This is a genomic window from Nocardioides sp. (assembly GCF_031422975.1).
Lineage (GTDB): Bacteria > Actinomycetota > Actinomycetes > Propionibacteriales > Nocardioidaceae > Nocardioides.
In genome coordinates, this window is record NZ_JANPEO010000093.1 from 1 (window position 1) to 11,054 (window position 11,054).

General features: G+C 72.0%; 11 protein-coding genes. 6 read left to right on the forward strand and 5 right to left on the reverse strand.

Features of this window, described 5'->3' with window-relative positions:
- A partial coding sequence (locus tag RMO85_RS03120; protein WP_310526408.1) for a RimK family alpha-L-glutamate ligase occupies positions 1–940 on the forward strand: 940 nt, incomplete at its 5' end.
- 32 nt (positions 941–972) lie between these two features.
- On the opposite strand, the gene RMO85_RS03125 is transcribed toward RMO85_RS03120, so the two are convergent.
- Positions 973–1,365, reverse strand: coding sequence for a YbaB/EbfC family nucleoid-associated protein (locus RMO85_RS03125; protein ID WP_310526410.1), 393 nt, complete (start codon positions 1,363–1,365; stop codon positions 973–975).
- 139 nt (positions 1,366–1,504) lie between these two features.
- Between RMO85_RS03125 and RMO85_RS03130 the strand changes: the two genes are divergently transcribed.
- On the forward strand, positions 1,505–1,972 hold the full coding sequence (locus RMO85_RS03130; protein WP_310526411.1) for a PPOX class F420-dependent oxidoreductase: 468 nt from the start codon (positions 1,505–1,507) through the stop codon (positions 1,970–1,972).
- 15 nt (positions 1,973–1,987) lie between these two features.
- On the opposite strand, the gene RMO85_RS03135 is transcribed toward RMO85_RS03130, so the two are convergent.
- Positions 1,988–3,031 carry a DNA polymerase IV gene (locus RMO85_RS03135; RefSeq protein ID WP_310526413.1) on the reverse strand — a complete coding sequence of 348 codons (1,044 nt, stop codon included), beginning with the start codon at positions 3,029–3,031 and terminating at the stop codon, positions 1,988–1,990.
- Between the two features lie 71 nt (positions 3,032–3,102).
- Between RMO85_RS03135 and RMO85_RS03140 the strand changes: the two genes are divergently transcribed.
- Positions 3,103–3,456: a hypothetical protein gene (locus RMO85_RS03140; protein WP_310526414.1), complete on the forward strand. Its 354-nt coding sequence runs from the start codon at positions 3,103–3,105 to the stop codon at positions 3,454–3,456.
- A complete protein-coding gene (locus tag RMO85_RS03145) occupies positions 3,449–3,862 on the forward strand; it encodes a hypothetical protein (protein WP_310526415.1) in 414 nt (137 codons plus the stop codon). The genes RMO85_RS03140 and RMO85_RS03145 overlap by 8 nt, the downstream gene beginning before the upstream one ends.
- Here RMO85_RS03145 and RMO85_RS03150 read toward each other — a convergent pair.
- From RMO85_RS03150 to RMO85_RS03160, 3 genes are all read right to left on the reverse strand, one after another.
- Entirely contained in the window at positions 3,840–4,574 is a 735-nt protein-coding gene (locus tag RMO85_RS03150) for an EcsC family protein (RefSeq protein ID WP_310526416.1), read from the reverse strand. The genes RMO85_RS03145 and RMO85_RS03150 overlap by 23 nt on opposite strands.
- Before the next feature lie 94 nt (positions 4,575–4,668).
- On the reverse strand, positions 4,669–4,965 hold the full coding sequence (locus RMO85_RS03155) for a metal-sensitive transcriptional regulator (protein WP_310526417.1): 297 nt from the start codon (positions 4,963–4,965) through the stop codon (positions 4,669–4,671).
- Between the two features lie 149 nt (positions 4,966–5,114).
- Positions 5,115–5,900 carry a glycerophosphodiester phosphodiesterase family protein gene (locus tag RMO85_RS03160; protein ID WP_310526419.1) on the reverse strand — a complete coding sequence of 262 codons (786 nt, stop codon included), beginning with the start codon at positions 5,898–5,900 and terminating at the stop codon, positions 5,115–5,117.
- 131 nt (positions 5,901–6,031) lie between these two features.
- Between RMO85_RS03160 and RMO85_RS03165 the strand changes: the two genes are divergently transcribed.
- The gene (locus RMO85_RS03165; protein WP_310526420.1) at positions 6,032–9,910 is read left to right on the forward strand and encodes a Pls/PosA family non-ribosomal peptide synthetase; all 3,879 of its coding nucleotides are present in this window, start codon (positions 6,032–6,034) and stop codon (positions 9,908–9,910) included.
- A partial coding sequence (locus RMO85_RS03170) for a M1 family metallopeptidase (protein ID WP_310526421.1) occupies positions 9,907–11,054 on the forward strand: 1,148 nt, incomplete at its 3' end. The genes RMO85_RS03165 and RMO85_RS03170, both read left to right, overlap by 4 nt.

Genomic DNA, 11,054 nt, shown 5'->3' on the forward strand with positions numbered 1-11,054 from the left:
CTACACGCCCAACACCGCCTACGGGATCTCCAACTCCCGCGACAAGCTGCGCGCCTCGCAGATCCTCTCCAAGCACGAGATCGCCATGCCTGCGACCACCTTCGTCCGTGATCGCGCCGACGTGATCCCCGCGATCGAGCGCGTCGGCGGGGCGCCGGTCGTGATCAAGCTGCTCGAGGGCACCCAGGGCATCGGCGTCATCCTGGCGCCCGACATCAAGGTCGCCGAGGCGATCATCGAGACGCTGCAGAGCACCAGGCAGAACGTGCTGATCCAGCGCTTCGTCTCGGAGTCGAAGGGCCGCGACATCCGGGCCCTCGTCGTCGGCGACCGGGTGGTCGCGGCGATGCGACGCGTGGCCAAGGGTGACGAGTTCCGCTCCAACGTCCACCGCGGCGGCACGGTCGAGCCGGTCGAGCTCGACTCCGCCTTCGAGGAGGCCGCCGTCCGCTCCGCACAGATCATGGGCCTGCGGGTCGCCGGCGTCGACATGCTCGAGGGCAACGACGGTCCGCTGGTGATGGAGGTCAACTCCTCGCCCGGGCTCGAGGGCATCGAGGCGGCCACCAAGCTCGACGTGGCCGGCGCGATCATCGACCACATCGACAACCAGGTCGCCTTCCCGCAGATCGACGTCCGCCAGCGGCTCAGCGTCTCGACCGGGTACGGCGTCGCGGAGCTGCTCGTGCACGGCGACGCCGACATCGTCGGCAAGAGCCTCGGCGAGTCCGGGCTGCGCGAGCGCGACATCAGCGTGCTGACGCTGCACCGGGGCCCGGCCGTCACGCCCAATCCGCGCGCCGACATGGTCCTCGAGTCCGAGGACCGCCTGCTGTGCTTCGGCAAGCTCGAGGAGATGCGCTCGATGATCCCGGCCCGCCGCAAGCGGGTCCGGGCGGTGAAGAGGCTGCCCAAGCACCCGATCCACGAGCAGGAGTAGCGCGAGCCCGTCGTCGTTCCCCAGGCACCTGCTCAACCGGCGGAGAGGGCGTCGAGCTCCGCCCGTACGGCGAGGCGGTCGGCCTGCGTGGGTCGTCCGGTGAGCATCGCGTCGAGCTCGGCGGCCGGCACGAGCGATCCGACGAGCTCCGCCAGCCGTTCGCCTGCGTGGGTGGCGGCCTCGTCGACCGCGCGCAGGATCGCGGCGGCCAGCGCCGACGCCGGCATCGAGGTCGCCCTCGGCTCCAGCGTGAGCGCGGTCGGCCGCCCGGCCGCGTTGACCCGGACCCGCACGCGTCCCTCAGCGGTGCGCGCTTCGGCGTACAACGTGGCGAGCTCGTCCTGGACCTGGGCGATCCGGGTCAGCCGCGCCGCAGCCTCGTCGCGGACGTCGGTGAGCCACTGCTCGGAGGGCGTGTCGGTCATGAGGAACTCCGTTCGTCGTCGGGTGAGGAGGGCAGCGTTCCCGCAGCGGGGGAGCGACGAACCCCGCGGACCCGCGCCTGTGGACAACGACCGGTGGTCTGCCACGATCGGAGAGACCGGACCCGCCCGAGGAGGACGCATGGCCCCCAAGATCGCCACGAACGACCGCGTGGAGCGTGACGCGCTGCTCGACTTCGTCCGCCCGCGCCACCGGATGATCCTCATCACCCGCCGCCAGGACGGCACCCCGCAGGCGTCGCCGGTGACCGGCGGCGTCGACGACGACGGCCGCATCGTCATCGCGAGCTATCCCCAGCGGGCGAAGACCCGCAACGCCCGCCACCGACCCGACGTCAGCGTCGTCGTGGTCTCCGACGAGTGGAACGACGCCTGGGTGCAGGTCGACGGGAGCGCCGAGGTCATCGACGCGGGCGACGACGTCGAGCCCTTCGTGGAGTACTTCCGCAACATCGCCGGGGAGCACTCCGACTGGGACGAGTACCGCCGGGCGATGCGCGACCAGGGGAAGTCCCTGCTCAGGATCACGCCCACGCACTGGGGTCCGGTCGCGACCGGCGGGTTCCCGCCCGAGTCCGCCTCGGACTGAGCGCCGAGGCGTGTCTCAGTAGCCGCCCTCGGGCGGTTCCATCTCGGCCCGCACCCCCAGCAGCCGCACGGGGCGGATGTCGTCGAGGGCGTCGTACAACGCCAGGGCGGTCTCGGCGAGCACCTCCGGATCCGTCGTGGGCCCGGTCAGCTTCCGCACCCTGGTATGGGTGAAGAACGGTGCGAACCGCACCTTGAGGTGCACCCGGGTCGCGGACCGGCCCTCCTTGGCGAGGTCCTCGATCACCCGCTCGGCCAGCTCGCGCAGGGCGGCGGCGACCTCCTCGCGGGTGGCGAGGTCGACCTGATAGGTCGTCTCCCGGCCGTGCGCCCTCGCAACCCAGGGCGTGTCGTCGGGCCAGGCGCGCCCGCCGCCGCGGCCCAGCCGAGCGAGGTGCGGCCCGGTGTTGGGCCCGAAGGCCCCGATCAGCGGCTCGTCGGGGCTCGTCGCGAGCTGGGCCACGGTGTCGAGGCCGATCGCCGCGAGCCGCTGGCCGATCCTGGTGCCGACCCCCCACAGGGCGGTGGTCGGCCGGTGGCCCATCACGTCGAGCCAGTTGTCGCGGTGCAGGAAGAAGGTGCCCTGCGGCTTGCCGAAGTCGGTCGCGATCTTGGCCCGGACGAGGGTGTCGCCGATCCCGATCGAGCAGTGCAGGTCGGTCCGCGCCAGCACCGAGGCCTGGATCTCCAGGGCGGTGGCCAGCGCGTCGTCGGTCTCGATGCCGACGAAGGCCTCGTCCCAGCCGAGCACCTCCACCACCGTGCCGGGGTGCGCACGCAGGGTCGCCATCACGTCCGCGGACGCGGCTTCGTAGGTCGAGAAGTCGACCGGCAGCAGGACGGCCTCCGGACAGCGGCGGACGGCGATCTTCAGCGCCAGGCCCGAGTGCACGCCGCGCGCCCGGGCTTCGTAGGACGCCGTCGAGACCACGGCCCGCTCGGTCGGATCGCCGCGGCCACCGACGATCACGGGCAGTCCGATCAGCTCGGGACGGCGCAGCAGCTCCACGGCGACGAGGAACTGGTCCATGTCGACGTGCAGCACCCACCGCTGAGCCATGGACCACACGCTCCCAGTCGCCACCGACACCGGCAATCCTCCGCCCTGGGGAGCCCTGTCAGAATCGCGGGGTGATCGAGCCCCTCCAGACGGTCCTCATCGTCGCCTCGCTGCTGCTGGCGGTCGTTGCGGGCGTGTACGTCGCCCTCGACCGCAGTCCCGACAACGCGCTCGTCGCCATGGCGGGCCTGCTCGAGCTGGGCTTCATCGCGCAGGCCGGGATCGGCATCGCGCAGGTCATCGGTGGCGACGAGGTGACCAGCGCGGTGACCTACATCGGATACCTGCTCGCGGCGCTGCTCGTGCTCCCGCTGGGGGTGCTGTGGTCGCTGGCCGAGCGCAGCCGGGGAGCGACGGCCGTGGTCATCGTGGCGGCGTTCACCTGCGCCTTCCTCGTCGTGCGGCTGGTACAGGTCCATGGCTGAGCGCGCCCCCACGTCCGGCTCGACCAAGGCCGGTGCCGGCCGCGTCCTGGTGGCGATCTACGGGGTGTTCGCCCTCGCGGCGAGCGCTCGCTCGGTCGTCCAGCTGGCCACCAAGGCGTCCGAGGCGCCGGTGGCCTACGGGCTCTCCGCGATCGCCGCCCTGGTCTACATCGCGGCCACCCTCGGACTGGCCGAGGTGGGCCCGGACCCTCGCCGGTTGGCCTGGGCGGCGGTGGGCTTCGAGCTCGTCGGCGTGCTGGCGGTCGGGACGCTGACCGTGCTGGACCCGGCACTCTTCCCGGACGCGACCGTCTGGTCGGCGTACGGACAGGGCTATGGCTACCTGCCGCTCGTGTTGCCGTTCCTCGGGCTGGCGTGGCTGTTCAGGACGCGGCCGGCGCGCTGAGCGGCGGGAACTCCTTCATCGCCTGGTCGGCGATCTTCTTCATCATGTAGGCGTCGATGCCGCCGCCGACGAAGCCACCCGCGACCGGGACCCCGCGACCGAGGCGGCCGAGCACCTTGGTGCCGACGCCGCGCAGGAGGTTGAAGCCGACGGCCTTGTTGACGACCATGAGCGCCGCGGGCGGCATGGTGCGCAACGCCAGCGCGGTGACGCGACCGCCACCGGTCGCCATACCGGCCTTCCTCAGCACGTCGTCGGACTTGGAGCCGACCAGCGTGAGGAGGACGGCGGTGCGGATCTGCGGCTCGTTGATGTCGTAGCCGCGCAGGATCGCGATCGCACCGACCATGCGGGTCGCCTGGACGTAGAACTCCAGGACGTTGGCGGGCAGTGCGACCGGCATCGTCACGAAGCCACCGACGCCGGTGATGAACCCACCGAGGGCGCCGCGCACCATGGTGCCGCGGGCGACGGCGTTGATCGCCTCCTCGCCCGAGCCCTTGTCCTGCCTGGCCGCGCCGGCGACCTGGGCCGCCGACCTGATCGGGCCGCGGCCGTCGAGGCCGATGTCGAGCAGCATGGTCACGACCTTGTTGACCGCCTGGGTGGCTGCGCCGTCGTCGTCCGCGGCCGGGTCGTTGGCGGCCTCGAGGGCGGACTTGGTCTCCTTGACTTCATCGCGCATCGGCTTGAAGAGATCGATCAGGCCCATCGCTGCACTCCCCGGTTCGTGGACGGCCCTCGCCGTCCGCTCGCGACCGATCCTGTCATCTCTGTGGTGCGGCCTGCCGCCGCGGACATCATGTCTAGGACTTCACGAGCCGCGCGATGGCCGTGCTGGCCTCCTTGAGCTTGATGGCCTGCTCGTCGCCGCCCTGCCGGACGGCCTCCACGACGCAGTGCTCCATGTGCTCGTCGAGCAGGCCCAGCGAGAGCGACTGGAGGGCGCGGGTGACGGCGGAGACCTGGGTGAGGATGTCGATGCAGTACTGCTCCTCGTCGACCATCCGGGCGATCCCGCGCACCTGTCCCTCGATGCGCCTGAGGCGCTTGAGGTGGGCATCCTTGGTGCCGTGCGCGACGTAGCTGTGTTCGTTCTCCATGCCCCGATGATACCCGTTGGGGGTATGTGAGGTTCCCCGGATATCCGGGGAACCTCCTGCTTGTCCACCAAAGCTTGGGTCACAAAGCGTGAACTTCCCCGGATATCCGGGGATCCTGCAGGCCGGGGATCCTGGAGGCTCCCTCGGCGTCAGGCCGAGGCCGTACGCCGACCGGCGAGCGGCGCCCACTGGCCCCGCGCGATCATGACTTCGCGCAGCAGGTCGGGGTGGTCCGTGATGATCGCGTCCACCCCGGCGTCGAGCAGGCGGTGCATGGTCGGCTGGTCGTTCACGGTCCACACGGCGACGCGGATGTCGAGGGCGTGGGCACGACGCACGATCCGCTCGGCATAGATCGGCACCCGCCCCAGCCGGAGCGGCACGTGGGCGAACGTTCCCGACGCGACCCGAGCCGGCGGTCGGGCATACGACCGCGAGGCGGCGATCAGGGTGGTGAGCGCCCGCCACCCCAACGCGGTCGTCACGTCCGGTACGGCCTGTTGCACCCGGAGCAGCCGGTTGGACCAGGCGCCGGCGATGCAGATGCGCCTGGCCCACGAGGGGTTCGCCGACAGCAGCGAGACCAGCGCGGCCCCGGACGCCTCGTCCTTGAGGTCGATCGCGAACCGTGTCTCGGGGAAGGAGGCCAGGGCCGAGGCCAGCGTCGGGATCGGCTCGCGCCCCCCGACCCGGATCCCCCGCAGCGACAGCACGGAATGGTCCGCGACCGCACCCGGCGCCCCCGTCACTCGCGTCAACGTCGCGTCGTGGAAGCACACCAGGGTGCCGTCGCTGGTCGTCTGGATGTCGGTCTCCAGGTAGCGCACCCCCAGCGCGGTGGCCCGCGCGAAGGTCGCCAGTGTGTTCTCGGGGCCGAGCGCCAGACCGCCACGGTGGGCGATCGCCAGCGGGCCGTGCTCCTCGCCGTACCTCATGGCCCCAGCATGGACGCCCGACGCCGCCGACGGGAAGCCAGCAGGCCCCGGATGGTCAGGAGTTCACGCAGCCTTCGTCCGCGGTCTGCTCCGGACACCTGCTGGTCACCCCGGTGCCCCACAATGCCCCCGTGCCGACCCCGCTGCCAGAACTCCTCGCGAGCGACCGCGCGCCGGCGCCTCGGACCCTGGTCGACGTCTTCCGCGAGGTCGTCGAGTTCTCCCCGCAGCGCCCGGCGGTCGACAGCGGTCTCTCGGTTCTCACGTACGCCGAGCTCGCCGAGGCCGCCGACCAGGTCGCGGGCGAGCTGTTCGAGATCGGGGTCCGGGTCGGCGACAAGATCGGGGTCCGCATCAAGTCCGGCACCACCGACCTCTATGTCGCCATCCTCGGCATCCTCTTCGCCGGCGCGGCCTACGTCCCGGTCGATGCCGACGACCCCGACGAGCGGGCGCGCGTGGTGTTCGAGGAGTCCCGCGCCGTCGCGGTGATCGGCAACGACCTGCGGATCGAGAGCCGGATCGCCCCCGAGCTGGCGCACTGGACGCCACCACATCCGACCACCGGCCCGACGGTCCACGACGATGCCTGGGTCATCTTCACCAGCGGCTCGACCGGCAGGCCCAAGGGCGTCGCCGTCACCCACCGCAACGCGGCCGCCTTCGTCGATGCCGAGTCGAGGATGTTCCTCGTCGATGAACCGATCGGCCCCGGCGACCGCGTGATGGCCGGTCTGAGCGTCGCCTTCGATGCGAGCTGCGAGGAGATGTGGCTGGCCTGGGCGTACGGCGCCTGCCTGGTGCCCGCGCCGAGATCGCTGGTGCGCAGCGGCGTGGACGTCGGGCCGTGGCTGGTCGCCAACGCGATCACCGTGGTCTCGACCGTGCCGACGCTGGTGGCCCTGTGGCCGCCGTCCTCGCTGGACCGGGTGCGGCTGCTGATCATGGGCGGCGAGGCCTGCCCGCCCGAGCTGGCCCAGCGGCTGCAGCGCGAGGGCCGCGAGGTGTGGAACACCTACGGCCCCACCGAGGCCACGGTCGTCGCCTGCGGCGCCCTGCTCGAGGGCACCGACCCGGTCCGGATCGGGCTGCCACTCGACGGTTGGGACCTCGCGGTCGTCGACGCGGAGGGCAACCCGGTCGCCGAGGGCGAGAGCGGCGAGCTGATCATCGGCGGGGTCGGGCTGGCCCGCTACCTCGACGAGGAACTGGACGCCGAGAGGTACGCCCCGATGCCCAGCCTGGGCTGGGAGCGCGCCTACCGCTCCGGCGACGTGGTCCGCAACGACCCGCGCGGGCTGGTTTTCGCGGGCCGGGCCGACGACCAGGTCAAGCTCGGAGGCCGCAGGATCGAGCTCGGCGAGATCGACGAGCAGCTGCTCCGCCTCCCCGGCGTCAAGCAGGCGGCGGCCGCGGTCAGGTCCACCAAGAGCGGCACCAAGCTGCTGGTCGGCTACCTCTGCGTCGGGGAGTCCTACGACCCGACCACCGCGCAGGAGCTGCTCCGCGTCCGCCTCCCCGCCGCCCTGGTGCCTCGCGTTGCGGTGCTCGACACGCTGCCCACGCGCACCAGCGGCAAGGTCGACCGCGACGCGCTGCCCTGGCCGCTGCCCAAGACCGCACGCGCCTCGGTCGGCCTCAACGACACCCAGCAGTGGGTGGCCGAGATCTGGGCCGACGTCCTGGGGGCCGACGTGACCGGCCCTGGGGACGACTTCTTCGCGTTCGGAGGCGGCTCCCTCACCGCGGCACAGGTGGTCAGCCGCATCCGGGATCGCTACCCCGAGGTCGTCGTCGGGGACGTCTACGCCAACCCCAGCATCGCCGCGCTCGCCGCCGCGCTCCCCGCGCTCGTCAGCAGCCAGGCCCCCAGCAACCGTGACGTCCGACCCTTGCCGCTGAAGAGCCAGGCCGGTCAGCTGATCGCGCTGATCCCGCTCCGTGCGCTCGCCGGCCTGCGCTGGCTGAGCTGGCTGCTCCTCGGCTCTGCGTTCGCCCGACCCGTCCTCGGCCTCGCCTGGCTGCCGACCGCGCCGGTGTGGGTGCTGATCCTGACCACCTGGTTCTTCCTGGTCCCGCCGGGGCGGATGACACTGGCGGCGCTGCTCGCCCGCGGCGTACTGCGTCCCCTCACACCCGGCCAGCACCCGCGCGGCGGCAAGATCCACCTCCGCATCTGGCTCGCCGAGCGCATCCAGGACGAGCTCGCCGCCACCTCGCTGGCCGGCGCTCCATGGTTCCCGTTCTACGCCCGCCTGCTCGGCAACGACATCGGCAAGGGCTCCGACCTGCACACCCTGCCGCCGGTCACCGGCCTCCTCACCCTCGGCAGCGGCGCGGCCGTCGAGCCCGAGGTCGACCTCGCCGGGCACTGGATCGACGGAGACGTCATCCACGTCGGCCCGATCTCGGTCGGCGCGCGCGCCCGCGTCGGTGCCCGTTGCACTCTCAGCCCCGGTGCCGCCGTCGGCAAGGACGCCGAGGTCGCCCCCGGGTCACTCGTGGAGGGCGTCGTGCCCGCCGGCGAGTTCTGGGCCGGCTCGCCCGCCGAACGCCGCCGCGCCGAGGCGCGCGGACCCTGGCAGGAAGCCCCGACGGGTCGCGTCGCCGCCACCGAGAAGGCCTGGCTCGGTCTGTACGGCGCCATGGCCGTCCTCATCGCCGCGCTGCCCGCCCTCGCCGTGCTCATCGGGGCGCTCGTGCTGCTGCCGGCCGTGCACGACGCGGGCGGCCTGGCCGACGCGGTGCGCAGCGCGCTGCCGTGGGTGCCGCTCGCGGCGCTGGTCGGCTACGGCACGCTCCTGGCCATGATCTGGGCGCTGGTCCGGATGCTCGCGGTCGGCATGCACGCCGGCTTCCACCGCGTCCGGTCCGGCACCGGCGTGCGGATCTGGAGCACCCTGCGCGTCCTCGACGAGGCGCGGAGGTGGCTGTTCCCGCTCTACGCCAGCGCCTTGACCCCCTGGTGGCTGCGGATGCTGGGCGCCCGCGTCGGCCCCGGCGTGGAGGCGTCGACGGTGCTGCTGATCCCGAAGTTCACCACCGTCGGCGAGCACGCCTTCCTCGCCGACGACACCCTCGTCGGCTGCTACGAGCTCGGGGGCGGCTGGATCCGGGTCGACCCGGTGAAGATCGGCAAGCGCGCGTTCGTCGGCAACTCCGGCATGGCCGCGCCCGGTCGCAAGGTGCCGAAGGAGTCGCTCGTCGCGGTGCTGTCCGCCGCGCCCGCGCGAGATGTGGCCAGGGCCGGATCGAGCTGGGTGGGCAGTCCGCCGACCCGCCTGCGGCGGACGCCCGCCAAGACCGACGACACCCGCACCTACGCGCCGCCGACCCGGCTCAAGGTCGCGCGCGGGCTCGTGGAGGCACTCCGGGTGCTGCCCCTGCTGCTGCTCGTGCTGTTGAACCTCGGGGTCGGGGTGACGCTCCTCGCGCTGGCGTCGCGGCACCCACTCCTCGCCGTACTCCTCGCCGGGCCGGTCCTGATCGCCGCCGGCCTCGTCGCTGCCCTCGTCACGGTGGCCGCCAAGTGGCTCCTGGTCGGCAGGCACAAGGTCGGCGACCACCCGCTGTGGTCGTCGTTCGTGTGGCGAAGCGAGCTCGCCGACACGTTCACCGAGGTCCTGGCCGCGCCGTGGTTCGCGGCGCCGGCGCAGGGGACGCTCGCCCTCAACATCTGGTTGCGGCTGCTCGGCGCCCGCATCGGGCGCGGGGTCTGGTGCGACTCGTACTGGTTGCCCGAGACCGACCTCGTCACGCTCGAGGACGGCGCGACGGTCAACCGGGGCTGCGTGGTGCAGACGCACCTGTTCCACGACCGCGTGCTCAGCATGGACACGGTGACGCTGAAGGCCGGTGCGACTCTGGGGCCGAACAGCGTTATCCTTCCCGCCGCGACGATTGGTCGGCACGCAACCGTGGGCCCGGTTTCTCTCGTGATGCGCGGGGAGGGCGTCCCTTCTCGCACCTGCTGGATCGGCAACCCGATCGGCCCTTGGGAGGCACCGTGAGCACTCAGTCCGAAACGTCGGGGCCCTACCTCCCCGACCATGGCGACGACTCGTTCGATGTCACCCACTACTCGCTGGGGCTCGGCTACAAGCTCATCGGCAACCGCCTCGACGGCGACGCGGTGCTCTCCTGCGTGGCGCGCACCGACACCACCTCGATCACCCTCGACCTTGCCGGCCTGCGCGTCGCGAAGGTGGTCCTCGACGGGTCACCCGTCCGTTGGCGACACCGTGGTTCGCGGCTGCGGATCCCGGCCCGGCTGTCCGCCGGCGAGGAGTTCGAGCTGCGCGTGAAGTACGCCGGAGCACCGGGCGTGCTCAAGGCACGCGACCTTGACGACGCCGGCTGGGAGGAGCTGACCGACGGCGTCATCGTCGCCGCGCAGCCGCACGGCGCCCCGACCTGGTTCCCGTGCAACGACCGCCCGAGCAACAAGGCGACCTATGCCATCACCATGGCGGCCCCGAGCGACTACTACGTCGCCATGAGTGGGCGCCTCACCGACCGGCACCGTCGCGGCTCCGTCACCGAGTGGACGTGGGAGATGTCGCAGCCGATGGCGACCTACCTCGCCACCGTGCAGATCGGCCGCTACGAGGAGCGCACGCTGGAGAACGGCGTCGTCGTGATCGCGCCACCGGACCTGGTGGGGGAGGGGTACGACGCGTCGTTCGGCCAGCAACCGGCGATGATGGCGTTCTTCGAGTCGGTGTTCGGGGACTACCCCTTCGACCAGTACACCGTCGTGGTCACCGACGACCCGCTCGAGATCCCGCTGGAGTCCCAGTCGCTGTCAACCTTCGGCCGCAACTTCGCCTCCGCCGACTGGGACGCCGTCCGGCTGGTCGCGCACGAGATGGCGCACCAATGGTTCGGCAACGCCGTGACCCTGCGCGAGTGGCACGACATCTGGCTGCACGAGGGCTTCGCCTGCTACGCGGAGTGGCTGTGGTCGGAGGAGTCCGGGCGCGAGAGTGCGGCCGCTCAGGCGGCCCACCACCACGCCAAGCTGGCCCAGCTCGACCAGGATCTGCTGCTCGCCGACCCCGGCCCGGCGCTGATGTTCGACGACCGGGTCTACAAGCGTGGCGCCCTGACGCTGCACGCCCTCCGCACGGTGGCCGGCGACCACGACTTCTTCGA

Excerpts from the sequence above, each read along its gene's own strand:
- RMO85_RS03155 (WP_310526417.1), bottom strand. The coding sequence starts at position 4,965 with ATGGAGAACGAACACAGCTACGTCGCGCACGGCACCAAGGATGCCCAC.
- RMO85_RS03160 (WP_310526419.1), bottom strand. The coding sequence starts at position 5,900 with ATGAGGTACGGCGAGGAGCACGGCCCGCTGGCGATCGCCCACCGTGGC.
- RMO85_RS03145 (WP_310526415.1), top strand. The coding sequence starts at position 3,449 with ATGGCTGAGCGCGCCCCCACGTCCGGCTCGACCAAGGCCGGTGCCGGC.
- RMO85_RS03130 (WP_310526411.1), top strand. The coding sequence starts at position 1,505 with ATGGCCCCCAAGATCGCCACGAACGACCGCGTGGAGCGTGACGCGCTG.
- RMO85_RS03135 (WP_310526413.1), bottom strand. The coding sequence starts at position 3,031 with ATGGCTCAGCGGTGGGTGCTGCACGTCGACATGGACCAGTTCCTCGTC.
- RMO85_RS03150 (WP_310526416.1), bottom strand. The coding sequence starts at position 4,574 with ATGGGCCTGATCGATCTCTTCAAGCCGATGCGCGATGAAGTCAAGGAG.
- RMO85_RS03125 (WP_310526410.1), bottom strand. The coding sequence starts at position 1,365 with ATGACCGACACGCCCTCCGAGCAGTGGCTCACCGACGTCCGCGACGAG.